The organism is Klebsiella pneumoniae, from assembly GCF_000742135.1.
Taxonomy (GTDB): Bacteria; Pseudomonadota; Gammaproteobacteria; order Enterobacterales; family Enterobacteriaceae; genus Klebsiella; species Klebsiella pneumoniae.
This window is the reverse complement of sequence record NZ_KN046818.1, coordinates 2,767,220-2,792,608: the sequence shown is the minus strand read 5'-3', so window position 1 is coordinate 2,792,608 and position 25,389 is coordinate 2,767,220. Positions and strand designations below refer to the sequence as shown.

22 protein-coding genes, 1 tRNA gene and 1 other RNA gene are annotated in these 25,389 nt (G+C 55.4%); 14 read left to right on the top strand and 10 right to left on the bottom strand.

The genetic code is table 11. The annotated features are described in order from the left end of the window. Positions 1-40: 40 nt before the first annotated feature. Positions 41-1,423 carry a YchO/YchP family invasin gene (locus DR88_RS12240; RefSeq protein ID WP_002910201.1) on the top strand — a complete coding sequence of 461 codons (1,383 nt, stop codon included), beginning with the start codon at positions 41-43 and terminating at the stop codon, positions 1,421-1,423. Here the strand turns inward: DR88_RS12240 and narL are convergent. Together narL and narX are read right to left on the bottom strand one after the other, a co-directional pair. Beyond that, positions 1,420-2,070, bottom strand: a complete 651-nt coding sequence (gene narL / locus DR88_RS12245) for a two-component system response regulator NarL (RefSeq protein ID WP_002910198.1) — start codon at positions 2,068-2,070, stop codon at positions 1,420-1,422. The genes DR88_RS12240 and narL overlap by 4 nt on opposite strands. 10 nt (positions 2,071-2,080) lie before the next feature. Continuing rightward, positions 2,081-3,859 carry a nitrate/nitrite two-component system sensor histidine kinase NarX gene (gene narX, locus DR88_RS12250; protein ID WP_025861288.1) on the bottom strand — a complete coding sequence of 593 codons (1,779 nt, stop codon included), beginning with the start codon at positions 3,857-3,859 and terminating at the stop codon, positions 2,081-2,083. A 311-nt stretch (positions 3,860-4,170) separates the two neighbouring features. Here narX and DR88_RS12255 point away from each other — a divergent pair, with 311 nt between their 5' ends. The 6 genes from DR88_RS12255 to narI all read left to right on the top strand — a co-directional run bounded on the left by DR88_RS12255 (position 4,171) and on the right by narI (position 12,624). Continuing rightward, a complete protein-coding gene (locus DR88_RS12255) occupies positions 4,171-5,559 on the top strand; it encodes a NarK family nitrate/nitrite MFS transporter (RefSeq protein WP_004148765.1) in 1,389 nt (462 codons plus the stop codon). Positions 5,560-5,684: 125 nt separating this feature from the next. Next, a complete protein-coding gene (locus tag DR88_RS30820) occupies positions 5,685-5,798 on the top strand; it encodes a hypothetical protein (RefSeq protein WP_004148764.1) in 114 nt (37 codons plus the stop codon). 166 nt (positions 5,799-5,964) lie between these two features. Beyond that, positions 5,965-9,708, top strand: a complete 3,744-nt coding sequence (locus DR88_RS12260) for a nitrate reductase subunit alpha (protein WP_032443918.1) — start codon at positions 5,965-5,967, stop codon at positions 9,706-9,708. Then, positions 9,705-11,240: a nitrate reductase subunit beta gene (gene narH / locus DR88_RS12265; RefSeq protein WP_004148762.1), complete on the top strand. Its 1,536-nt coding sequence runs from the start codon at positions 9,705-9,707 to the stop codon at positions 11,238-11,240. Before DR88_RS12260 ends, narH begins: the two co-directional genes overlap by 4 nt. Then, complete coding sequence (narJ, locus tag DR88_RS12270; protein WP_002910191.1) at positions 11,237-11,947, top strand: nitrate reductase molybdenum cofactor assembly chaperone; 711 nt, start codon at positions 11,237-11,239, stop codon at positions 11,945-11,947. Before narH ends, narJ begins: the two co-directional genes overlap by 4 nt. Further along, positions 11,947-12,624, top strand: coding sequence for a respiratory nitrate reductase subunit gamma (narI, locus tag DR88_RS12275; RefSeq protein WP_002910189.1), 678 nt, complete (start codon positions 11,947-11,949; stop codon positions 12,622-12,624). The genes narJ and narI overlap by 1 nt, the downstream gene beginning before the upstream one ends. Here the strand turns inward: narI and DR88_RS12280 are convergent. Beyond that, a complete protein-coding gene (locus DR88_RS12280) occupies positions 12,621-13,517 on the bottom strand; it encodes a DMT family transporter (protein WP_004180381.1) in 897 nt (298 codons plus the stop codon). The two genes, narI and DR88_RS12280, sit on opposite strands and share 4 nt — an antisense overlap. Before the next feature lie 107 nt (positions 13,518-13,624). Between DR88_RS12280 and DR88_RS12285 the strand changes: the two genes are divergently transcribed. Next, complete coding sequence (locus tag DR88_RS12285) at positions 13,625-14,068, top strand: Lrp/AsnC family transcriptional regulator (protein ID WP_004211128.1); 444 nt, start codon at positions 13,625-13,627, stop codon at positions 14,066-14,068. A 114-nt stretch (positions 14,069-14,182) separates the two neighbouring features. Here DR88_RS12285 and DR88_RS27400 read toward each other — a convergent pair. From DR88_RS27400 to DR88_RS12300, 4 genes are all read right to left on the bottom strand, one after another. Further along, positions 14,183-14,315, bottom strand: a non-coding RNA gene (locus tag DR88_RS27400) — RtT sRNA. A gap of 43 nt (positions 14,316-14,358) precedes the next feature. Then, a tRNA-Tyr gene (locus tag DR88_RS12290) sits at positions 14,359-14,443 on the bottom strand. Positions 14,444-14,602: 159 nt separating this feature from the next. Beyond that, positions 14,603-15,445 (bottom strand): formyltetrahydrofolate deformylase, encoded by an 843-nt coding sequence (purU, locus tag DR88_RS12295; protein ID WP_004151854.1) that lies wholly within the window; start codon positions 15,443-15,445, stop codon positions 14,603-14,605. Between the two features lie 42 nt (positions 15,446-15,487). Further along, positions 15,488-15,946 carry a YchJ family protein gene (locus DR88_RS12300; RefSeq protein ID WP_023287747.1) on the bottom strand — a complete coding sequence of 153 codons (459 nt, stop codon included), beginning with the start codon at positions 15,944-15,946 and terminating at the stop codon, positions 15,488-15,490. A gap of 112 nt (positions 15,947-16,058) precedes the next feature. Between DR88_RS12300 and rssA the strand changes: the two genes are divergently transcribed. The 3 genes from rssA to galU all read left to right on the top strand — a co-directional run bounded on the left by rssA (position 16,059) and on the right by galU (position 19,164). Continuing rightward, the gene (gene rssA / locus DR88_RS12305; protein ID WP_002910108.1) at positions 16,059-16,961 is read left to right on the top strand and encodes a patatin-like phospholipase RssA; all 903 of its coding nucleotides are present in this window, start codon (positions 16,059-16,061) and stop codon (positions 16,959-16,961) included. 89 nt (positions 16,962-17,050) lie between these two features. Continuing rightward, on the top strand, positions 17,051-18,064 hold the full coding sequence (gene rssB, locus DR88_RS12310; RefSeq protein WP_002910107.1) for a two-component system response regulator RssB: 1,014 nt from the start codon (positions 17,051-17,053) through the stop codon (positions 18,062-18,064). Between the two features lie 197 nt (positions 18,065-18,261). Further along, the gene (gene galU, locus DR88_RS12315) at positions 18,262-19,164 is read left to right on the top strand and encodes a UTP--glucose-1-phosphate uridylyltransferase GalU (RefSeq protein WP_004148760.1); all 903 of its coding nucleotides are present in this window, start codon (positions 18,262-18,264) and stop codon (positions 19,162-19,164) included. Between the two features lie 118 nt (positions 19,165-19,282). Here the strand turns inward: galU and hns are convergent, their stop codons facing one another. Continuing rightward, a complete protein-coding gene (gene hns, locus DR88_RS12320; protein WP_002910103.1) occupies positions 19,283-19,690 on the bottom strand; it encodes a histone-like nucleoid-structuring protein H-NS in 408 nt (135 codons plus the stop codon). Positions 19,691-20,112: 422 nt separating this feature from the next. After that, a complete protein-coding gene (locus DR88_RS30815) occupies positions 20,113-20,244 on the bottom strand; it encodes a hypothetical protein (protein ID WP_032434749.1) in 132 nt (43 codons plus the stop codon). A gap of 7 nt (positions 20,245-20,251) precedes the next feature. On the opposite strand from DR88_RS30815, the gene tdk reads away from it, so the two are divergent. Next, entirely contained in the window at positions 20,252-20,869 is a 618-nt protein-coding gene (gene tdk, locus DR88_RS12325; protein ID WP_002910100.1) for a thymidine kinase, read from the top strand. A gap of 147 nt (positions 20,870-21,016) precedes the next feature. On the opposite strand, the gene adhE is transcribed toward tdk, so the two are convergent. Then, positions 21,017-23,692 (bottom strand): bifunctional acetaldehyde-CoA/alcohol dehydrogenase, encoded by a 2,676-nt coding sequence (gene adhE / locus DR88_RS12330; protein ID WP_004148758.1) that lies wholly within the window; start codon positions 23,690-23,692, stop codon positions 21,017-21,019. 77 nt (positions 23,693-23,769) lie between these two features. Here adhE and DR88_RS0126005 point away from each other — a divergent pair, with 77 nt between their 5' ends. Both DR88_RS0126005 and DR88_RS12335 read left to right on the top strand, forming a co-directional pair. Then, positions 23,770-23,985, top strand: coding sequence for a hypothetical protein (locus DR88_RS0126005; protein ID WP_004145398.1), 216 nt, complete (start codon positions 23,770-23,772; stop codon positions 23,983-23,985). A gap of 183 nt (positions 23,986-24,168) precedes the next feature. Beyond that, positions 24,169-24,816, top strand: a complete 648-nt coding sequence (locus tag DR88_RS12335) for a YchE family NAAT transporter (RefSeq protein WP_032443917.1) — start codon at positions 24,169-24,171, stop codon at positions 24,814-24,816. Positions 24,817-25,389: the final 573 nt, after the last annotated feature.

Genomic DNA, 25,389 nt, shown 5'->3' with positions numbered 1-25,389 from the left:
CACTTCTATCCATTTTTGTGAGCTTGCGCAAACTCTGTTAATGCCTGTGTCGTTCCGTTTGTTGCCAACGTTGACCTTTCTCCTGCTGTTGCCGGGCGTTCCCGTCTGGGCGCTGACCGCCAGCGACACCACCCGCCCTGCGCAAGCGCAAGATCCGCTGCCCGATATGGGGATTGCTCCCCAGGTTGATGACGACGCCCGGCACTTTGCCGAAGTGGCGAAGAAGTTTGGCGAGGCCAGCATGAGCGACAATGGTCTGACGGCGGGTGAACAGGCGCAGCTGTTTGCCATCAGTAAAATCGGCAATGAAGTGAGTCATCAGCTGGAGAGTTGGCTCTCGCCGTGGGGCAACGCCAATGTCGACCTGCTGGTCGATAAAGAGGGGAAATTCACCGGCAGTAAAGGGAGCTGGTTCGTGCCGTTGCAGGATAACGACCGTTATCTGACGTGGAACCAGTACTCGGTGACCCGGCGCGAGCACGATCTGGTGGGCAACATCGGGCTTGGCCAGCGTTGGCGGGTCGGCGGTTGGCTGCTGGGCTATAACTCGTTTTACGATAAAGTGCTGAGCGAAAGCCTGGCGCGCGGCAGCGTTGGTGCCGAAGCGTGGGGAGAATATCTCCGCCTGTCGGCAAACTATTACCATCCGCTTGGCGACTGGCAGCTACGCGATAATCAGACTCAGGAGCAGCGGATGGCCGCAGGGTATGACGTCACCGCCCAGGCGCGGCTGCCGTTCTACCAGCACATCAACACCAGCGTCAGCGTCGAACAGTATTTCGGCGATAGCGTCGATCTGTTTCACTCCGGCACCGGCTACCATAATCCGGTGGCCGTCTCCGTTGGGCTCAATTACACCCCGGTCCCGCTGGTCACGGTGACCGCTAAGCATAAGCAGGGGGAAAATGGCGTCAGCCAGAACAATGTGGGCCTGAAGCTAAACTACCGCTTTGGCGTACCCCTTAAGCAGCAGCTTGCGGCAGACGAGGTGGCGATCAGCAACTCGCTGCGCGGGAGCCGCTTCGATAGTCCGGAGCGGGATAATCTGCCAGTGGTGGAGTATCGTCAGCGCAAAAATCTGACGGTCTATCTGGCCACGCCGCCCTGGGATCTGCAGTCCGGGGAGACGGTGCAGTTGAAGCTGCAGATCCATAGTCTGCATGGCATCAAGGCGCTGCACTGGCAGGGAGACACCCAGGCCCTCAGCCTGACGCCGCCGGTAGATGCCAGCAGCCCCGATGGCTGGAGCATCATTATGCCGGTGTGGAACAGTGAACCGGGCGCCGCGAACCGCTGGCGCCTGTCGGTGGTGGTGGAGGATAAACAGGGGCAGCGCGTCTCCTCCAATGAAATCGCCCTGGCGCTGACCGAGCCGCTGGTCAAGTTTACCACGCCAGGCGTCTCCTGGACGGACTCGCCTTAGAAGATTCGCTCCTGGTGGACCCATACCGCCGCTTCCACGCGGGATTTGAGCTTCATTTTCTTCAGCATGTGCTTCACGTGTACTTTGACGGTGCTTTCGGTGATATCCAGGCGACGGGCGATCATTTTGTTCGGCAGTCCCTGAGCTATCAGCTTGAGAATGTCGCGCTCGCGCGGGGTCAGCTGGCTGATGTCCCGATCGGAGGTGGCGCGGTTGGCGCGCAGGCTGGCGGCCAGCACCGGCGTTAATGCTTCGCTTAATACCATCTCTCCGGCGGCCGCCTGCTGCAGCGCTTTCAGCAGATCTTCCGGTTCCATGTCCTTCAACAAATAGCCATCGGCGCCGCGCTTCAGGGCGGTGACAACGTCCTCTTCATGGTTGGAGACGCTGAAGACCACTACCCGGCCAGAAAGGGATTTCTCACGCAGCTTATCCAGCGTCTCCAGACCGTTCATGCCCGGCATATTAAGGTCCAGCAGGATCAGGTCAGGATCCAGCGACTCGGCCAGCTCGATACCTTGCGCGCCATTGCTGGCCTCGCCAATCACCTGGATGTCCGGCGCCATGCTGATCAACTGTTTCACGCCGGTGCGCAGCATCGGATGGTCGTCAATGAGAAGGATAGTTGCCCGTTCCTGTTGACTCATGAGGGTCTCCTTATTGGATGGAAAACGTTTTTTCCGGGATAAACGTGACGATCACTTCGGTTCCACCGGTTTCCCGGCGTCGTACCTGACAGTCACCGCGCAAGCTCTGGGCGCGATCCCGCATAATAATTAAACCGTAATGGTTACTCCGTTCGGTGTGGTCCGGTACGCCGCGGCCGTTATCCGCTACCACCAGACGAACCTGATTATCGCGTTGTGACACCGTCACGGTTACCTCGGTTGCGCTGGCATGCTTCAGAGCGTTGCTCAACGCTTCGCGAGCGATCTGCAGCAGGTGGATCGCCTGATGCGAGGGCACAAAGCGCGGCGGGAGCTGGTAATCAAGCTGCACCGTAAAGCCGAAGTGGGCGCTGTACTCCTGACAACTGGACTCCAGCGCCGGGCGCAGCCCCGGCTCGGTCAACTGCAGGCGGAAGGTGGTTAACAGCTCCCGCAGCTGGGCCCACGAGGTATTCAGTTCGTTACGGATCTGCCCCAGCAGCTGGCGGCTTTCCGTCGGCAAGGCGTCGCCTTGCATCTGCAGACAGCTAACCTGCATCTTCATACAGGATAGCGACTGGGCGATGGAGTCGTGCAGCTCGCGGGCGATAGTGGCCCGTTCTTCCATGACGATCAGCTGCTGCTGCTTCTCCTGATGGCGGTCCAGCGCCAGGGTGCTGGTCAGCTGTTCCACCAGGGTATCCACCAGCTGCTGCTGATCGTGGCTGAGATGGCGGCCAACCGGCAGCGTCGCCAGCAGGATGCCGTACTGACTATGCGCATCTGACAGCCGCCACTTCAGCGTTGTTCCGCCATCCGGCAGCGGCGGCAGATTGCGTGGACAGAGGTAGCAGCCTTTATCATCACAGTCATCATCCGAGTGGCAGGTAAACTCCTGGTGATTATCTTCGTCTTCCAGGTCGTAAACCCGTACCTCGATATCGCGCAGCAGCGTCAGACCCTGCAGGCCATTCAGTACCGGCGAAATACGTTCGCAGAGCGGGGCGCTGGAGTGCAGCCGGCGGTTGGCCTGCCATAAGAAAGCGAGGATCTCGTTCTTCTGCTCCAGTCCGGCAGTCTTCTCCTGCACCCGCCGTTCGAGCACGGCATAGCTTTCCGCCAGCTCTTCCGACATGTTATTCAGCGCCATGCCCAGGGTCGCCATTTCGTTGCGGCCGCTGATGTGCGCCCGCTGGGTGAAATCACGCTGACTCACCGCGCGCGCCATGCTCAGCAGCTGTTTCCACGGCCGCAGCAGGCGGGCGCGTAGCCAGATGATAGTGAAGATCAGCAGCAGCGCCATACCAATGGCGAGGATGCGATGGATCCAGACCACCCGTTCGATACGCTGCTCGGTGGTGTGGTCGAATGCGGTGACCAACTGGTCGATACGATCGACAAAGTCGGCGACATCTTGGGCCACTTCCGCCTGATTGACTGCGCGCTGCATCCCGGGGGCTAGCGCCAGCTGCCAGTACTGCTGCAGGGCTTTAAGCTGGATTTCCTGGCCGTCGCGGCGGGCGGAATTTTGCAGCTCCGGGCTGAAGACGGTGGCGGTCATGTCCGCCACCAGTTTTTGATCGTTTTCATTCAGCGGGATCGCCGCCAGCAGCCGGTAGCTTTGCATACGCAATGAACCGGCCTTGTTAATGGCGTGCGCGCTGCCCTGCACGCCGTTCACTAGGCGCGCGGAGATCGCCATGCCGGCGACGCCAATAATCGTGGCGAGCAGCACGATTAACGCCAGTTGATTGACCAGCGTCAGCGGGGTAAAAAGACGTTTTAACATGGAATGCGTGGCTCCTGACCGGTCATGTCTCCGGGAGTGGCGCTTATTCTCGACTATCCCCTGGAGTATACCCATACCCCCAAAGAGTTACTCCTTAATTGTCGGTGGTAGGCGATGTTAGGGGGGGGATTATACGCAACCCGGCAGCAGCGTGAAAAACCACACTTTTTTCCCCGCCATTCTCTACTCACTTGGAGGCATGGTTTATTTTTGCACAAATTAGCTCGCGCTTTTCCTTTGATTTATATCAACTTACCGCCCCGGGTAACCCCTAAGGTAGCGGCAGGAAATATGAATAATCAGAGGTATCTATGAGTCAATCTTCCCTCCCGGAGAAGGCTAACCGCTCGGTCATAACCGACTGGCGGCCTGAAGATCCTGAATTCTGGCAACAGCGCGGCCATCGTGTGGCAAGCCGCAATTTATGGATCTCCGTTCCCTGTCTGTTACTGGCGTTTTGCGTTTGGATGTTGTTCAGCGCGGTTGCCGTTAACCTCAACAAAGTAGGCTTTCAGTTTACAACCGATCAGCTGTTTATGCTGACCGCGCTGCCGGCGCTGTCAGGCGCCTTATTACGCGTGCCTTACGCCTTTATGGTGCCGCTGTTCGGCGGCCGTCGCTGGACGGCGTTCAGCACCGGGATCATGATTGTGCCGTGCGTCTGGCTGGGCTTCGCGGTCCAGGATACCTCTACGCCGTTTAGCATCTTCGTGATTATCTCTCTGCTGTGCGGCTTCGCCGGAGCCAACTTTGCCTCCAGTATGGCCAACATCAGCTTCTTCTTCCCGAAAGCGAAGCAGGGCGGGGCGCTCGGCGTTAACGGCGGCCTCGGCAATATGGGCGTCAGCGTGATGCAGCTGGTCGCGCCGCTGGTGGTCTCGATCTCTATCTTTGCCGTTTTTGGCGGTAACGGTAGCGAGCAACCAGACGGCTCGATGCTGTATCTGGAAAACGCCGCGTGGATCTGGGTACCTTTCCTGATTATTTTCACTCTGGCGGCGTGGTTCTTTATGAACGACCTGTCGGCTTCGAAAGCGTCGCTGAGCGAGCAGTTGCCGGTACTTAAGCGCCTGCATCTGTGGATTATGGCGCTGCTCTATCTCGCGACCTTCGGCTCCTTTATCGGCTTTTCCGCCGGGTTCGCGATGCTGTCAAAAACTCAGTTCCCGGATGTGCAGATCCTGCATTACGCCTTCTTCGGCCCGTTCATTGGCGCGCTGGCGCGTTCGATGGGCGGGGCGATCTCCGACCGCCTCGGTGGGACCCGCGTAACGCTGGTCAACTTTGTGGTGATGGCTGTCTTCTGCGCGCTGCTGTTCCTGACCCTGCCGACCAACGGCCAGGGCGGTAACTTTATCGCCTTCTTCGCGGTGTTTATGGTGCTGTTCCTGACCGCCGGGCTGGGGAGCGCCTCCACCTTCCAGATGATCTCCGTGATCTTCCGTAAGCTGACTATGGACCGCGTGAAGGCCCAGGGCGGCAGCGAAGCGCAGGCGATGCGCGAGGCGGCGACCGATACCGCGGCGGCGCTGGGCTTTATCTCCGCCATTGGCGCTATCGGCGGCTTCTTTATTCCGAAAGCGTTCGGTATCTCGCTGGATCTGACCGGCTCGCCGGCCGGGGCGATGAAAATGTTCCTCGTGTTCTATATTGCCTGCGTGGTGATCACCTGGGCGGTATACGGTCGTAAGCGTCAGTAATCGGCCGCGGTAACGTTGGCGTATAAAAAGGCGCGCTCCCCACGGAGGCGCCTTTTTTCACCGCTTAATTAGTTACAACATACTATGGGATAATATTGTCCGCATCGACCGCTGGGCCAGAACAGGTGGGCTTGCCAGTGAAATGGCTCTACCCCTTAATACCTCCGTTGTTAACAAATCCCGGTGAGGCGCTGCTTTTTGAGGTGAAAATCATTAAAAAACAACAAGTTAAAAAATAACATCTTATACCACCTTGGTGGTAATCGAGGTTTTGCTGCGCAGTAACAAGCCAGTTCGGATTGATCGCTATCAATTCTCGCCCTCTTTCATAGCGTTACCTTCGCTGCAAATCCAGCAATGTCGATTTATCAGAGAGCCGTCAGGCTCCATATCAGGAGAAACCCGATGAGTAAATTCCTGGACCGGTTTCGCTACTTCAAACAGAAGGGTGAAACCTTTGCCGATGGGCACGGCCAGCTTCTAAACACCAACCGGGACTGGGAGGATGGATACCGTCAACGTTGGCAGCATGACAAAATTGTGCGTTCCACTCACGGTGTCAACTGCACCGGCTCATGCAGCTGGAAGATTTATGTCAAAAACGGTCTGGTGACCTGGGAAACGCAGCAGACTGACTACCCGCGCACCCGCCCGGACCTGCCGAACCACGAACCACGCGGTTGCCCGCGCGGCGCCAGCTACTCCTGGTACCTGTACAGCGCTAACCGCCTGAAATACCCGCTGATGCGTAAACGCCTGATGAAGATGTGGCGGGAAGCGAAAGTTCAGCATAGCGATCCGGTTGAGGCATGGGCGTCGATTATCGAAGACGCCGACAAAGCTAAAAGCTTCAAACAGGCCCGCGGTCGCGGCGGTTTTGTACGTTCCTCCTGGCAGGAAGTGAATGAGCTGATTGCCGCCTCCAACGTTTATACCGTCAAAACCTACGGTCCGGACCGCGTGGCTGGCTTCTCGCCGATCCCGGCGATGTCGATGGTCTCCTACGCGTCCGGCGCCCGTTATCTGTCGCTGATCGGCGGCACCTGCCTGAGCTTCTACGACTGGTACTGCGACCTGCCGCCGGCTTCGCCGATGACCTGGGGCGAGCAGACCGATGTGCCGGAATCCGCCGACTGGTATAACTCCAGCTATATCATCGCCTGGGGCTCAAACGTGCCGCAGACCCGCACCCCGGATGCGCACTTCTTTACCGAAGTCCGCTATAAAGGGACCAAAACCGTAGCCATCACTCCGGACTACGCCGAAATCGCCAAACTCTGCGATCTGTGGCTGGCGCCGAAGCAGGGTACCGATGCCGCGATGGCGCTGGCGATGGGCCATGTGATGCTGCGTGAATTCCACCTCGATAAGCCGAGCCAGTATTTCACCGACTATGTGCGCCGCTATACCGACATGCCGATGCTGGTGATGCTTGAGGAGCGCGACGGTTATTATGCCGCCGGCCGTACGCTGCGCGCATCCGACCTCGTGGATTCCCTTGGTCAGGAGAACAATCCGGAATGGAAAACCGTCGCCTTTGACGAGAAGGGCGACATGACCGTACCGAACGGTTCCCTCGGATTCCGCTGGGGCGACAAAGGCAAATGGAACCTCGAACAGCGCGACGGTAAAACTGGCGAAGAGATTGAGCTACGTCTGAGCCTGCTGGGCAGCCATGATGAAGTGGCGAACGTCGGCTTCCCGTACTTCGGCGGCGAAGGTTCTGAGCACTTCAACAAAGTCGATCTGGAAAACATTCTGCTGCACAAACTGCCGGCCAAACGCCTGCAGCTGGCCGACGGCTCTACCGCCCTGGTCACCACCGTGTATGACCTGACCATGGCTAACTACGGCCTGGAGCGCGGTCTGAACGATGACAACTGCGCCGCCGGCTACGATGAAGTGAAAGCCTACACCCCGGCGTGGGCGGAGAAGATCACCGGCGTCTCCCGTGCGCATATCATCCGTACCGCCCGTGAATTTGCCGATAACGCCGATAAAACTCACGGTCGTTCGATGATTATCGTCGGGGCGGGCCTCAACCACTGGTTCCACCTCGACATGAACTACCGCGGCCTGATCAATATGCTGATCTTCTGCGGCTGCGTCGGTCAGAGCGGCGGCGGTTGGGCGCACTATGTGGGCCAGGAAAAACTGCGTCCGCAGACCGGCTGGCAGCCGCTGGCGTTCGCCCTTGACTGGCAGCGTCCGGCACGTCACATGAATAGTACCTCGTACTTCTATAACCACTCCAGCCAGTGGCGCTATGAAACGGTGACCGCGCAGGAACTGCTGTCGCCGATGGCGGATAAATCCCGTTACAGCGGCCACCTGATCGACTTTAACGTGCGCGCAGAGCGGATGGGCTGGCTGCCGTCGGCGCCGCAGCTTGGCGTCAACCCGCTGCGTATCGCTGACGAAGCGAAGAAAGCCGGCATGACCCCGGTGGATTACACCGTGAAGTCGCTGAAAGAGGGCTCGATTCGCTTTGCGGCCGAGCAGCCGGAAAATGGCAAAAACCACCCGCGTAACCTGTTTATCTGGCGTTCCAACCTGCTGGGCTCCTCCGGTAAAGGCCATGAATACATGCTCAAGTACCTGCTGGGTACCGAGAACGGCATTCAGGGCAAAGACCTGGGCAAGCAGGGCGGCGTGAAGCCGGAAGAAGTCGAATGGCGGGATAACGGCCTCGACGGCAAACTGGATCTGGTGGTGACCCTCGATTTCCGTCTGTCGAGCACCTGTCTCTACTCCGACATCGTGCTGCCGACCGCCACCTGGTACGAAAAAGACGACATGAATACCTCGGATATGCATCCGTTTATTCACCCGCTGTCGGCCGCCGTTGATCCAGCCTGGGAATCGAAGAGCGACTGGGATATCTATAAAGGTATCGCGAAGAAATTCTCTGAAGTGTGCGTGGGCCACCTTGGCAAAGAAACCGACGTGGTGACCCTGCCGATCCAGCACGACTCCGCCGCGGAAATGGCGCAGCCGCTGGATGTCAAAGACTGGAAAAAAGGCGAATGCGATCTCATCCCCGGGAAAACCGCGCCGCATATTATTCCGGTTGAGCGTGATTACCCGGCGACTTACGAACGTTTCACCTCGATCGGCCCGCTGCTGGAAACCATCGGCAACGGCGGGAAAGGCATCGCCTGGAACACCCAGAGCGAGATGGATCTGCTGCGTAAGCTCAACTACACCAAGGCGGAAGGCCCGGCGAAAGGCCAGCCGAAGCTGGAAACGGCCATCGACGCCGCGGAAATGATCCTCACCCTGGCCCCGGAAACCAACGGTCAGGTGGCGGTGAAAGCGTGGCAAGCGCTGAGCGAGATCACCGGTCGCGAGCATACGCACCTCGCGCTGAACAAAGAAGGCGAGAAGATCCGCTTCCGCGATATTCAGGCGCAGCCGCGGAAGATTATCTCCAGCCCGACCTGGTCTGGCCTGGAAGATGAGCATGTCTCCTATAACGCCGGTTACACCAACGTTCACGAGCTGATCCCGTGGCGCACGCTGACCGGACGTCAGTCGCTGTATCAGGATCACCAGTGGATGCGCGACTTCGGCGAAAGCCTGCTGGTCTATCGGCCGCCGATCGACACCCGTTCGGTGAAAGCGGTGATGGGCGAGAAGTCCAACGGCAACCCGGAAAAGGCGCTGAACTTCCTGACCCCGCACCAGAAATGGGGTATCCACTCGACCTACAGCGATAACCTGCTGATGCTGACCCTGTCGCGCGGTGGGCCTATTGTCTGGATGAGCGAAGCGGATGCGAAAGATCTGGGTATCGAAGATAACGACTGGATCGAAGTGTTCAACGCCAACGGCGCCCTGACGGCGCGTGCGGTGGTGAGTCAGCGCGTTCCAGCCGGGATGACCATGATGTATCACGCGCAGGAACGTATCGTGAACCTGCCGGGCTCTGAAATCACCGGTCAGCGCGGGGGGATCCATAACTCCGTCACCCGTATTACGCCGAAACCGACCCATATGATCGGCGGCTACGGCCACCTGGCCTATGGCTTTAACTACTACGGCACCGTCGGCTCCAACCGCGATGAGTTTGTGGTGGTACGTAAGATGAAGAACATTAACTGGTTAGACGGCGAAGGCAACGACCAGGTACAGGAGAGCGTAAAATGAAAATTCGTTCACAAGTCGGCATGGTGCTGAATCTCGATAAGTGCATCGGCTGCCACACCTGCTCGGTGACCTGTAAAAACGTCTGGACCAGCCGTGAAGGGATGGAATACGCCTGGTTCAACAACGTGGAAAGTAAGCCGGGCGTCGGTTTCCCGAACGACTGGGAAAACCAGGAAAAATGGAAGGGCGGCTGGATCCGCAAAATCAACGGTAAACTGCAGCCGCGCATGGGCAATCGCGCGATGCTGTTGGGAAAAATCTTCGCCAACCCGCATCTGCCGGGCATCGATGATTACTACGAGCCGTTTGATTATGACTACCAGAATCTGCATAACGCGCCGGAGAGCAAACATCAGCCGATCGCCCGTCCGCGCTCCCTGATCACCGGCCAGCGGATGGACAAGATCACCAGCGGTCCGAACTGGGAAGAAATCCTCGGCGGCGAGTTTGAAAAACGCGCCAAAGATCAGAACTTCGACAACATGCAGAAGGCGATGTACGGCCAGTTCGAAAACACCTTCATGATGTATCTGCCGCGCCTGTGCGAGCACTGCCTGAACCCGGCCTGCGTCGCGACCTGCCCGAGCGGCGCCATCTATAAGCGTGAAGAAGACGGCATCGTACTGATCGACCAGGACAAGTGCCGCGGCTGGCGGATGTGTATCACCGGCTGTCCGTACAAGAAGATCTATTTCAACTGGAAGAGCGGGAAATCCGAGAAATGCATCTTCTGCTACCCGCGTATTGAATCCGGGATGCCGACGGTGTGCTCCGAAACCTGCGTGGGCCGTATCCGTTATCTCGGCGTCCTGCTATACGACGCGGACGCGATTGAAAACGCCGCCAGCACCGAGAACGAGAAAGATCTGTATCAGCGTCAGCTGGACGTGTTCCTCGATCCCAACGATCCGAAAGTGATCGAGCAGGCGCTGAAAGATGGCGTACCGCAGGGGGTCATTGAAGCTGCGCAGCAGTCGCCGGTTTACAAAATGGCGATGGACTGGAAGCTGGCCCTGCCGCTGCACCCGGAATATCGCACCTTGCCAATGGTCTGGTACGTGCCGCCGCTGTCGCCGATTCAGTCCGCCGCCGATGCGGGTAAACTGGGTAGCAACGGGATCCTGCCGGACGTGGAAAGCCTGCGTATTCCGGTGCAATATCTGGCGAACCTGCTGACCGCGGGCGATACCCAGCCGGTACTGCTGGCGCTGAAACGAATGCTGGCGATGCGCCACTATAAGCGTGCGGAAACCGTTGACGGCGTCGTTGATACCCGCGCGCTGGAAGAGGTGGGGCTGAGCGAAGCGCAGGCCCAGGAAATGTATCGCTATCTGGCGATCGCCAACTACGAAGATCGTTTCGTGGTGCCGAGCAGCCATCGTGAACAGGCGCGAGAAGCGTTTCCGGAGAAAAACGGCTGCGGCTTTAGCTTTGGCGATGGCTGCCACGGCTCTGACAGTCAGTTCAACCTGTTCAACAGCCGTCGCATCGACGCCATCGACGTGACCAGCAAAACGGAGCCGCACGCATGATTGAACTCGTGATTGTATCGCGTCTGCTCGAATATCCTGACGCTGCCTTATGGCAGCATCAGCAGGAGATGTTCGAGGCGCTCGCGTCATCAGAGAAACTCAGCAAAGAGGATGCCCACGCGCTGGGCGTTTTCCTGCGCGATTTAGTGGCTCAGGATCCGCTGGACGCCCAGGCGGCCTATAGCGAACTGTTTGACCGCGGCCGGGCCACCTCGCTGCTGCTGTTTGAACATGTCCACGGCGAATCCCGCGATCGCGGGCAGGCGATGGTCGACCTGATGGCGCAGTACGAGCGCCACGGTCTGCTGCTGGATAGCCATGAGCTGCCGGATCATCTGCCGCTATATCTGGAGTATCTGGCGCAGCTGCCGGAAGAGGAAGCGCTTGGCGGCCTGCGGGACGTCGCGCCGATCCTCGGTCTGCTCAGCGCGCGCCTGCAGCAGCGCGAAAGTCGCTATGCGGTGCTGTTCGAGCTATTGCTGAAGCTGGCCAATACTCAGGTCGACAGCCAGAAGGTGGCGGAGAAGATTGCCGACGAAGCGCGCGACGATACGCCGCAGGCGCTGGACGCCGTCTGGGAAGAAGAACAGGTCAAATTCTTTGCCGACCAGGGCTGCGGCGAGTCGGAAATTTCCGCTCACCAGCGTCGTTTTGCCGGAGCCGTGGCCCCGCAATATCTGAATATCTCTAACGGAGGACAGCAATAATGCACTTCCTGAATATGTTCTTCTTTGACATTTATCCGTACATTGCGGGTTCGGTGTTCCTGATTGGCAGCTGGTTGCGCTATGACTATGGCCAGTACACCTGGCGCGCCGCCTCCAGCCAGATGCTGGACCGTAAGGGGATGAACCTGGCGTCGAACCTGTTCCATATCGGCATCCTGGGTATTTTCGCCGGCCACTTCCTCGGCATGCTGACCCCGCACTGGATGTATGAGTCCTTCCTGCCGATCGACGTCAAGCAGAAGATGGCGATGATCGCCGGCGGCGCCTGCGGCGTGATGACCCTGGTGGGCGGGTTACTGCTGCTCAAGCGTCGTCTGCTCAGCCCGCGCGTTCGCGCCACCACCACCGGAGCGGATATTCTGATCCTCTCGTTGCTGATGGTGCAGTGTGCGCTCGGCCTGCTGACGATCCCGTTCTCCGCTCAGCATATGGACGGCAGTGAAATGATGAAACTGGTCGGCTGGGCGCAGTCGGTGGTGACGTTCCACGGCGGCGCGTCACAGCATCTGGATGGCGTGGCGTTTATTTTCCGCGTTCACCTGGTGCTGGGCATGACCCTGTTCCTGCTGTTCCCGTTCTCCCGTCTGGTTCATATCTGGAGCGCGCCGGTCGAATACCTGACGCGCAAATACCAGATTGTCCGCGCCCGTCGCTAACTGGCCCGCGACTGCTCACTGACCCCGCCGCGGCGGGGTTTTTTTTCGCCCCAGCCGAGATTATTCCCTGCGGCGGCAAACAGAATAAGCATCCCACCGAGCAATTGCACCGCGGATAACGCATGGTGGAAGACCAGATAGTCAACCACCATCGCCACCAGCGGATAAATAAAGGAGAGCGAACCGGTAACGGGCGTCGGCAGTTTCTGTATCGCGCTATATAAAAGCTGATACATGATCCCGGTATGGACGATGCCGAGGATCAGCAGATAGCGCCAGGGGAAGCTGGCCGTCAATTCGGGGGCATGCACCAGCGGCAGCAGCATCACGACGCCGACGAGAACCTGAATGAAGGCGATATGTTGCGCGGGGAGCGGATGCAGTTTGCGCGCGATGATGGCGGTCAGGGCATAGAAGAATGCCGCGCCCAGCGCCAGCAACACGCCGGTGGTAAGCCCCTCTTCGTGTGCAGGCGTCAGCTCGCTCGACAACAGGATCACTACGCCGCCAAAGGCCAGCAGTAACCATCCCCATTTCACGGCGCTGACCCGTTCCCCCAGCACCATCCCCATCAGTACCAGCATAAACGGCTGGGTGTTATAGACCACGGTGGCCATACCGATTGAGATCCGTGAATAGGCGGCAAACAGCAGCAGCCAGTTGACGACCAGCGCCGCGCCGCCAATCACCGCCAGAGCGAGAGTGAAACGCGTTAGCCGGCTGAAGGGCTGGCGGCTTAACACGATAAACACCAGCAGGGTTAGCGCGCCAATCAGGCAGCGCCAGAACACCACATCAGTCACCGGCAAACCAGAGAGCAGCACGAACGCGCCGATCGAGCCGGAGATTATCATTGCCAGGCTCATCTGCCAGACGCCGCGGGTAAGTTGCATTTTTCACCTCCACCATTTTTTAGTTATTGTGCGAAAAACCCTGACAGGGTGATATGGCTGAATTAAGGTAGAAGGGGGGAAATGCCTTTTATAATTAGGTGAAATATATGAATGACGTACTTGATGAAATTGACCGGGCGATCCTCACCTGCCTGACTCAGGATGCCAGAGTTTCGCTCAAGGTCCTGAGCGCGCGAGTGGGGCTGACCTCGCCGAGCACCGCCGAGCGGGTGAAGCGCCTGGAGGAGCGGGGCGTTATTCAGGGCTATGGGACGAGGGTAAATCTCGCCGCGCTGGGCTATAGCCTGCAGGCGCTGGTGCGGGTCCGTCCGCTGCCTGGGCTGCTGCAGAAGGTGGATAAATATATCCAGGCGATGCCGGAATGTATTGAAAGTGACAAGGTGACCGGTGAAGATTGTTTTGTGATGCGTCTCGTGGTGCGCGATATTGCCCAGCTGGATACCCTGCTGGATGGTCTGGCGGAGTATGCGCAGTGTAACACCTCGGTGGTGAAAAGCTCGCCGGTAAAAAGGCGGTTGCCACCGCTGTGAGTTTTTCCGGAGGCGGTGCTGCGCACCTGTCCGGGCTAGCAGACGGCACCACTTGTAGCCTCGCTAAGCGAAGCGCGAGCGATGAGACAGCAGAACAGGTGGCTGAGAGTGCAACAGTGGTGGGGGAAGGATAACTCGTCGCTATCGCTCCTCGCCCTTCGGGCCGTTGCCTGCGGCAACGTTCTCTCGCTGGCGCTCGAGTCGAACCTTAGTCGAAGGTTCTTACCCTTCCCGCTAAGTGCAAACATCGTTTACGCTTGTCGGGGAAACCATATCACTGTAGTGAATAATGGTGGTGGGGGAAGGATTCGAACCTTCGAAGTCGATGACGGCAGATTTACAGTCTGCTCCCTTTGGCCGCTCGGGAACCCCACCACGGGGTAATGCTTGGTACTGGCCTGCTTCCTTCTCGGGAAGCGGGGCGCATCATACCAAATGATGCGTCCCTGTAAAGCATTCGTTTGACAAAAATAAACTGGTTGCCTGATTTTTACACGTAACGCCGTAAAGCTAACCAATTCATTTCTCAGTCGATTAAAGAATAATCGTCCGGTTACCGTAAACGAAGACGCGCTGCGCCAGTACCTGATACAGCGCCCGGCTCAAGACGTTTTTTTCAACATCGCGCCCAGCGCGCATCATATCTTCTGCGGTATAAGTATGATCGACGTGAATCACGTCCTGCATGATGATCGGGCCTTCATCCAGATTGTCATTCACGTAGTGGGCGGTAGCGCCAATGATTTTCACGCCGCGCTCATAGGCCTGATGATAGGGACGGGCGCCGATAAACGCCGGCAAAAACGAATGGTGGATATTGATGATTTTGTTCGGGAAGCGGGCGACAAATTCTGGCGTCAGGACGCGCATATACTTGGCCAGCACCACGTAATCCGGTTCGTGGGCGGCGATAGCATCGCCCATTCGCTGATCATGTTCTTCGCGGCTCAGTCCTTCATGGCTGACCAGCTCAAACGGAATACCAAAGCGCTCCACCAACGAGCGCAGGGTGTCATGGTTGCCGATAACCGCGGCAATATCGACATCCAGCCCGCCGTAGTTGGCTTTCATCAGCAGATCGCCCAGACAGTGCGCCTCTTTCGTCACCAGAATCACCACCCGGCGACGGCCTGCCGGATTCAGTTCGCGGATGGAGCCTTCAGGCAGGGCGCTGTCGAGATCGGCCAGCAGAGTAGCGTCGTTAAAAATGCCTTCCAGTTCGGTGCGCATAAAGAAACGACCGGTACGGTGGTCAACAAACTCATTGTTCTGCACAATGTTGAGTTCATGCTTGTAGCAGATATTGGTGATACGCGCGATGAGGCCTTTCTGATCAGGGCAAATAGTGCGTAGTACTTTACGTTGTAATGAATGCATCGCGAGGAAAATCCTGTAATGTTTGCAAGCGCTGCGCCAGCGTTACTGGCCGCAGCATTTTTTAAATTTTTTACCTGAGCCGCAGGGGCAGGGGTCGTTACGGCCAATCAGCGGTCGTGTCCCGTCGATATAGTACCACTGTCCATTTTCTTTTAAGAATCTGGAACGTTCAATAATGGCGCCAGGGCGGTTATTGTCATTAAAGCGGGCGACAAAGCTGACAAAACCTTCATTTGGAACTCGCCCCTCATCACTGGCGAACAGGGTTAAGCCCAGCCATTCGGTCTGGGAAAACCCTTTCTCCAGTTCGGCGCGAAATTGCTGCGCCTGACAGGACGGGTGCCAGGTTTTGATTAGATAGTCAGCGTCTTTCATGACGAACGCGCTATAACGGGAGCGCATAAGCTGTGACGGGCCCGGCGCAAGCTCAGCGCCGGACAGATATCGCTGGCAACATGAGCTATACTCCAGTGCGCTGCCACAGGGGCATAATTGCGACAAAACTGCCTCCATGGAAGACAGAGTAACGGCGCTTCTACGCCAAAGGGCATTATGTTAACTGAGCCGTGACAATGTTGCCACGCTCAGAGTGGAAGGATAGTTATTAGTACTAATGAGAAAGCTTAAAATTGGTCTGGCGCTAGGTGCGGGAGCCGCTCGCGGATGGTCGCACATTGGCGTCATCAACGCCCTCCAGCGGGCCGGTATTGAGATTGATATCGTAGCCGGTTGTTCTATCGGTTCGCTGGTAGGGGCGGCGTATGCCTGTAACCGACTCCCGGCACTCGAATCATGGGTCTGCTCATTCAGCAACTGGGATGTCCTGAAGCTGATGGATCTCTCCTGGCGCCGGGGGGGACTGCTGCGGGGGGAAAAGGTATTCAATCATTACCGCCGCATTATGCCCGTCACCGAGATTGAACGCTGCGAGCGCCGGTTTGCCGCTGTTGCCACCAATTTAAGCACCGGTAGGGAGCTGTGGTTTACCGAAGGCGATCTACATTTAGCCATTCGCGCCTCCTGCAGTATGCCGGGGTTAATGTCGCCAGTAAGGCATAATGGTTACTGGCTGGTCGATGGCGCGGTGGTCAATCCGGTTCCTGTGTCGCTCACCCGGGCAATGGGAGCGGATATTGTGATTGCCGTCGACCTGCAACATGATGCCCATCTTATGCAGCAGGATTTGTTCTCCCTTGAAACGCCGCGGCAGGAAGCGGAAGAGAAGGAGGGGCCATGGCATACTCGTCTGCGCGCGCGCTTGACGCGAATGAGTTCCCGCCGTACGGCCGTGACGCCGACGGCGATGGAGATCATGACCACATCTATCCAGGTACTGGAAAACCGTCTTAAACGCAATCGTATGGCGGGTGACCCGCCGGATATCCTGTTGCAGCCATACTGTCCGCAAGTTTCGACGCTTGATTTTCATCGCGCCGGAGAGGCGATTGCCGCGGGGCAACTGGCGGTAGAAAAGAAAATGGATGAATTATTACCCTTAGTGCGTACAGCCGTTTGACGTACGAGTTACTGACTTAAGCAAATTCTGACAGGCGATAGTGAGAATAGCGTGCCACTATTGAATTATCGTCAGCCAGGGGAGATATCATGACGCAGCCATTGGCGGGAAAACAGATTCTGATAGTTGAAGACGAACCCGTTTTCCGCTCACTCTTGCATGGATGGCTGACCTCGCTGGGAGCAACAACCTTCCAGGCGGAAGATGGCAAGGATGCCCTGCATAAAATGACGGAGGTGCATCCGGACCTGATGATTTGCGACATTTCTATGCCGAGAATGAACGGTCTGGAGCTGGTGGAAACGCTGCGTAACCGCGGCGAACAGTTACCGATCCTGATGATCTCCGCCACCGAAAACATGGCGGATATAGCTAAAGCGTTGCGACTTGGCGTCCAGGACGTGCTGTTAAAGCCAGTAAAAGATTTCGATCGCCTGCGCGAGACCGTTTACGCCTGTCTCTATCCCGCGATGTTCAGTTCGCGCGTGGAAGAGGAAGAGCGTTTATTTGAGGACTGGGATGCGCTGGTCAGTAATCCCATCGCCGCTTCAAGACTATTGCAGGAATTACAGCCGCCGGTGCAACAGGAAATGTCGCACTGCCGTATTCATTATCGACAACTGGTGTCGGCAGACAAGCCCGGTCTGGTACTCGATATCGCGCCGCTTTCGGAAAATGATTTGGCTTTCTATTGTCTGGATGTCACACGCGCAGGCGATAATGGCGTGTTGGCAGCATTATTGCTGCGCGCGTTGTTTAATGGTCTGCTGCAGGAGCAACTGGCGCACCAGGGACAACGGCTACCAGAAATGGGAAGTTTGTTAAAACAGGTGAATCAACTGCTGCGTCAGGCAAATCTTCCGGGCCAGTTCCCTCTGTTAGTAGGGTATTACCACAGCGGGCTGAAAAATTTAATTCTGGTGTCAGCGGGACTTAATGGCACGCTGAATACAGGGGAGCATCAAATTCAGATTAGTAATGGCGTTCCTTTGGGGACACTGGGTGATGCTTATCTTAACCAAATTAGCCAACGCTGCACCTCGTGGCAGTGCCAAATTTGGGGGGCTGGCGGTCGTTTACGCTTAATGTTGTCTGCGGAATGAGCAATTGCGTTTATATCTAAGCAGACGGGATTACCTCTTGCCCTTTAGCGGTGGTAACATCGAGCAGTTTTATGCGTAAAAGTCCTAATTCGAGGCTATCGGCAGCTTTTCAGACCAGTAAATACGCGGTTGACTGATATACTCGACACGTTATTTGTAACGAGAAGTTTAAAAAACAAACAGTCCAGGAGATTTCAATGGCTGCCCTTAATTCTAAAGTCAGAAAAGCGGTTATCCCGGTTGCGGGATTAGGCACCAGGATGCTGCCGGCCACCAAAGCGATTCCAAAAGAAATGCTGCCGCTGGTAGATAAGCCGTTAATTCAGTACGTTGTTAATGAATGTATCGCTGCAGGAATTACTGAAATTGTTCTGGTAACGCACTCGTCGAAAAACTCTATCGAAAACCATTTCGATACCAGTTTTGAGCTGGAAGCGATGCTGGAAAAACGTGTAAAACGCCAGCTGCTGGAAGAAGTGCAGTCTATTTGCCCGCCGCACGTGACTATTATGCAAGTTCGTCAGGGCCTGGCGAAAGGTCTGGGTCACGCGGTGCTGTGCGCCCATCCGGTAGTGGGAGATGAGCCGGTCGCGGTTATTCTGCCAGACGTTATTCTGGATGAATATGAATCCGATCTGAGCCGCGATAACCTCGCTGAGATGATCTCTCGCTTCGATGAGACTGGCGCCAGCCAGATTATGGTTGAACCTGTCGAAGACGTAACCGCTTATGGCGTGGTTGACTGCAAAGGCGAATCCCTGAAGCCGAGCGAAAGCGTACCAATGGTGGGCGTGGTTGAGAAGCCAAAAGCTGACGTTGCGCCGTCCAACCTGGCGGTGGTGGGGCGTTATGTCCTCAGCGCCGATATCTGGCCGCTGCTGGCGAAAACCCCTCCGGGCGCTGGTGATGAAATTCAGCTGACTGACGCCATTGATATGCTGATCGAGAAAGAAACGGTTGAAGCTTATCATATGAAAGGCAAGAGCCATGACTGCGGTAATAAGCTTGGCTACATGCAGGCGTTTGTCGAATATGGTATTCGTCACAAAACGCTGGGCGACGATTTTAAAGCCTGGCTGGAAACGGCGGTAGCGAAGTAATCCGCGCGGTTGAAAGTACAAACCGGGAGCGCATCTGGGACTCCCGGTTTTTTTATATCGGCCCTGAGGGCAAAAAAAATCCCGCCGCAGCGGGATTTTTTATAGCGATCAACGGAGATTAGATCAGGAAATCGTCCAGTGATTTACCTTGCTCATCCATTGCTTTTTTGATCACAGCCGGGGTACGGCCCTGACCGGTCCAGGTTTTGGTTTCACCATTTTCGTCAACATAGCTATATTTAGCCGGACGTGCAGCACGCTTGGTTTTGGTACCGGCTTTAACGGCAGCCATGGTGCTCAGCAGTTCATTCGGATCAATACCGTCAGCAATCAGCATTTCACGGTATTGCTGCAGCTTACGCGTACGCTCTTCAATTTCTGCCGCGGCAGCGTTTTCTTCTTCACGGCGCTCGTTAACGACGACTTCTAATTTTTCCAGCATTTCTTCGAGCGTTTCCAGGGTGCATTCTCTTGCCTGCGCACGAAGAGTACGGATGTTGTTCAAAATTTTAAGTGCTTCGCTCATTGTAGTAATCTCAAACTTATATTGTGGGGTGGTTTGTTGAACTAATAATAGAGCGATAAAATGCGTTGTGCAATAGGGGGGAATGTAAGGAATTCAAAATTACTGGTTATTTGTCGCGAGAATTAATTAATTTAAGTTAAAATTCCCGTGCCGCTTCACATCTTTCATCGCTTATAGCGATGAGGCGAAGGCAAGCTAAAACATTGAGACGGTATGCTTTTTGAGAGGTTCAGTGAGAGAAATGATCCTTTACATGGGTAAATAACCCTCGTCAGTATTAGCGCATTTTTGGTTACAAGGCTTAATATAAAACAACCGGCAGCCCTGCTTATAGCCCATGGGCAACCGGTCTATAAGCACGAAAAGACAATGGTTACCGCGCCAGTAGCGTAACGGGGCGTACAAATAGTGGCCCTGAAAATTCAATTCATCATCTTAATCCTTTCGGTTTGCAGGCCCTTCAGCTTCGCGACAATACCCCTGCTGAAAGCGCGGCTGTGCGCATAAAATATGGTACAATCGTCGCCGCGATAAAACACTTTGATTGGGGTCACGCAGCCGATGGCACAACTTTATTTCTACTACTCTGCAATGAATGCAGGTAAGTCGACCGCTCTGTTGCAATCTTCGTACAATTACCAGGAGCGGGGGATGCGTACCGTCGTTTATACCGCTGAGATTGATGACCGCTTTGGCGCCGGAAAAGTCAGTTCGCGTATCGGGCTCTCCTCGCCGGCCCGATTGTATAATCCACAGACCTCGTTATTTGACGATATTGCGGCGGAGCACCAGCTAAAGCCGATTCACTGCGTGCTGGTGGATGAAAGCCAGTTTCTGACGCGTGAACAGGTTCATGAGCTGTCCGAAGTTGTCGATACGCTGGATATTCCGGTGCTTTGCTATGGGTTGCGGACGGACTTTCGCGGTGAGCTCTTTACCGGCAGCCAGTATTTACTGGCCTGGTCAGATAAGCTGGTTGAGCTGAAAACGATCTGCTTCTGCGGCCGCAAGGCCAGCATGGTATTGCGCCTCGATCAGGAGGGGCGTCCTTATAATGAGGGTGAGCAGGTCGTCATCGGCGGTAATGAGCGGTACGTATCGGTCTGCCGTAAGCATTATAAAGAGGCGCTGAGCGTCGGTTCGTTAACCAAGGTACAAAACCAGCACCGTCCCTGCTGATACCCTCAGAAGCTCGTACAGGCGCCTGTGGGCGCCTTTTTAATGTCTGCTATAGGTTGGCGTAGCTGGCGATAAAGAATGGCTGATAGCGGGGATAAAAAAAGCCCCGTCAGGTGACGGGGCTTGTCGCGATGCTATCGCTGTTGGTTAAGCGGATTTTTTCGCTTTTTTCTCAGCCTTTACCGGAGCAACTTCGGCTTTCGCACCGGCTTCGCCTTCGACGAATTCGCGGCCGTAGTAGGTATCCAGCAGGATCTGTTTCAGTTCGGAGATCAGCGGGTAGCGCGGGTTAGCGCCGGTGCACTGGTCATCGAATGCATCTTCAGACAGTTTATCAACGTGGGCCAGGAAGTCAGCTTCCTGAACGCCAGCTTCGCGGATAGATTTCGGAATACCCAGCTCAGCTTTAATGCTTTCCAGCCATGCCAGCAGTTTCTCGATTTTCGCTGCGGTGCGGTCGCCTGGTGCGGAGAGGCCCAGGTGATCGGCGATTTCAGCGTAACGACGACGAGCCTGCGGACGGTCGTACTGGCTGAACGCGGTCTGCTTGGTCGGGTTGTCATTCGCGTTATAGCGGATAACGTTGCAGATCAGCAGGGCGTTGGCCAGACCGTGCGGAATATGGAACTGGGAACCCAGTTTGTGCGCCATCGAGTGACACACGCCGAGGAAGGCGTTAGCGAACGCGATACCGGCGATAGTCGCGGCACTGTGTACGCGCTCACGGGCAACCGGGTTCTTGGAACCTTCGTGATAGGAAGCCGGCAGGTACTCTTTCAGCAGTTTCAGCGCCTGCAGCGCCTGGCCGTCAGAGAACTCAGAAGCCAGTACGGAAACGTAAGCTTCCAGGGCGTGAGTCACCGCATCCAGACCACCGAACGCACACAGCGATTTCGGCATATCCATCACCAGGTTGGCATCGACAATGGCCATATCCGGGGTCAGCGCATAGTCTGCCAGCGGGTATTTCTGACCGGTCGCGTCATCGGTCACCACGGCGAACGGCGTAACTTCAGAACCGGTACCGGAAGTGGTAGTGATCGCCACCATCTTGGCTTTGACGCCCATTTTCGGGAACTTGTAGATACGTTTACGGATATCCATAAAGCGCAGCGCCAGTTCTTCGAAGTGGGTTTCCGGATGTTCGTACATAACCCACATGATTTTCGCCGCATCCATCGGGGAACCGCCGCCCAGGGCGATGATCACGTCTGGTTTAAAGGAGTTCGCCAGGTCGGCACCTTTACGTACGATGGTCAGCGTCGGGTCAGCTTCAACTTCGAAGAAGACTTCCGTTTCAACACCCGCTGCTTTCAGTACGGAAGTGATCTGATCGGCATAGCCGTTGTTGAACAGGAAGCGGTCAGTCACGATCAGCGCGCGTTTGTGACCATCGGTAATCACTTCATCCAGTGCGATTGGCAGGGAGCCACGACGGAAGTAGATAGATTTCGGAAGTTTGTGCCACAACATGTTTTCAGCTCGCTTAGCAACGGTTTTCTTGTTGATCAGGTGTTTCGGACCAACGTTTTCAGAGATGGAGTTACCACCCCAGGAACCACAACCCAGAGTCAGGGAAGGCGCGAGTTTGAAGTTGTACAGGTCACCGATACCACCCTGAGAAGCCGGGGTGTTGATCAGGATACGCGCGGTTTTCATCATTTGGCCGAAGTAAGCCACGCGAGCCGGCTGGTTGTCCTGGTCGGTGTACAGGCAAGAGGTGTGACCGATACCGCCCATGGCGACCAGTTTTTCTGCTTTGGCTACCGCGTCTTCGAAATCTTTTGCACGGTACATAGCCAGCGTCGGAGACAGTTTTTCGTGAGCAAACGGCTCGCTCTCGTCAACGTTGGTCACTTCACCAATCAGAATTTTGGTGGTGGCCGGCACGGTGAAGCCTGCCAGTTCAGCGATTTTGGCCGCTGGCTGACCAACGATAGCCGCGTTCAGCGCGCCATTTTTCAGGATAATGTCCTGAACGGCTTTCAGCTCTTTACCCTGCAGCAGGTAGCCGCCGTGGCTGGCGAAACGTTCGCGAACCGCGTCATAGACTGAATCAACCACCACAACGGACTGCTCAGAAGCACAGATCACGCCGTTATCGAAGGTTTTAGACATTAGTACGGACGCTACGGCACGTTTGATGTCGGCGGTTTCATCAATGACTACCGGGGTGTTACCGGCGCCGACGCCGATAGCAGGTTTACCGGAGCTGTATGCTGCTTTCACCATGCCTGGACCACCGGTCGCCAGGATCAGGTTGATGTCCGGGTGATGCATCAGCGCGTTAGACAGTTCTACAGACGGCTGATCGATCCAGCCAATCAGGTCCTTCGGCGCGCCGGCCGCGATGGCAGCCTGCAGCACGATATCAGCCGCTTTGTTGGTGGCTTCTTTTGCACGCGGGTGCGGAGAGAAAATGATGGCGTTACGCGTTTTCAGACTGATGAGCGATTTGAAAATGGCTGTTGAAGTCGGGTTAGTGGTCGGTACGATACCGCAGATGATGCCGATAGGCTCAGCAATAGTGATGGTGCCAAAGGTGTCGTCTTCTGACAGAACGCCACAGGTTTTTTCGTCTTTATAAGCGTTGTAAATGTATTCGGAAGCAAAGTGGTTTTTGATCACTTTGTCTTCAACGATGCCCATGCCGGATTCGGCTACGGCCATTTTGGCGAGAGGGATTCGAGTATCTGCAGCGGCCAGAGCGGCGGCGCGGAAGATTTTGTCGACTTGTTCTTGAGTGAAACTGGCATATTCACGCTGGGCTTTCTTGACACGCTCAACAAGCGCGTTCAGTTCAGCGATATTAGTAACAGCCATAATGCTCTCCTGATAATGTTAAACTTTTTTAGTAAATCAGTCGCTCGATTCGACATTATAGACAGGCCGTTAACAGCTTGCATGTAAATGTTTATGTAGAAAAATCAGGGCGCTGTTTCACCGATTTACTAAAAAAGCTTTATCTCTTTCGCTTTCAGGTACTGCTGCCTTCCACTCTGTTGGTGTCATCAAGATTACTCACTTCTGAGTACAAATTACGTGATTTAGATCAAGTATTGTCGCTGCTGATACCTTTCAGCTGGCTGCTTTTTGACCGGTTCGATCAAGTGTGATGGGAGGGTTTTGAAATTAAAAAAACGATTAGCATTAAATATACAAATGGCTAACATTCGATACATATCACCGGGTTATGCATATTTATAATGAATATTGCAGGTAAAAAGCGTATGTTTCGCGCAGTTATTTTATGCTGTTAACAGTCAACCGCCAATTTTGATGATGCTGCGGAGCCCAATGTGACTCAATCACTGTTCGATTTTTCTGCATATTTCAAGTTTTTCATCGGCTTATTTGCCCTGGTTAACCCGGTTGGCATTATTCCGGTATTCATCAGTATGACCAGCTATCAGCCGGCTGCGGTGCGTAATAAGACCAACCTCACCGCCAACCTGTCGGTGGCGATCATCCTCCTGACGTCGCTGTTCCTCGGCGATGGCATTCTGCAGATTTTCGGTATCTCCATTGACTCCTTCCGTATCGCCGGCGGCATCCTGGTGGTGACCATCGCGATGTCGATGATCAGCGGTAAGCTCGGCGAAGATAAGCAGAACAAGCAGGAAAAGTCGGAGACGGCGGTCCGGGAGAGCATCGGCGTCGTTCCTCTCGCGCTACCATTAATGGCCGGGCTAGGGGCAATCAGTTCAACTATCGTCTGGGGGACCCGGTACCACTCCTGGGTGCATCTGGTCGGGTTCTCACTGGCGATAGCGGTATTTGCCCTCTGCTGCTGGGGGATTTTCCGTATGGCGCCGTGGCTGGTCCGTTTGCTGGGGCAGACGGGAATCAACGTCATCACCCGTATTATGGGCCTGTTGCTGATGGCTCTCGGCATTGAGTTTATTGTGACCGGGATTAAAGCGCTTTTCCCAGGGCTGCTGAGTTAGTTCGTCGCCAGCAGGCGGGGAGTCTCGCTTCACGCCTGCGCGATTATTAGCAAAACCTATTAGCCAACGCGGAACTGGCGGTAGGGATAATATTTTGCGATATCGCTATTAATTTCATATTTTTCATTAAGATATGAAATATTTCTCTTAACATTCTCCTCACGCCTCCCCCTCCTGTGATGTTATTTTCTTCACATCATTCTCTGGTACTTGCTGTCGGATCATCGAAATGATATTAGTAATTTTAACAAGGCGGCAGATGAATGTGCTAAAAAGTAATCTATTGTTAAATTTTTGTACAAAAAACCATCTTGTGGTCGCTGCTCAGAATGTCGGCTGATGAAATTATCGTAATGCTCTGATAAATAATAATATTTTTACATCGACGTTTTATGGAAAACGCTTGTCACGCTGGCAAAACCGGCAATAAAAGAGAATTCGGTAACATATTTGCAAATTGCATTGGCGGAGGTGTTTACCTTTTGGTACTTTCCGCCGTTATCGTCTGCTGAATTATGTACGCAAATGAGAATTATTTTTAATTAACTCATTTCGCCAGAACGACCCTCCAGC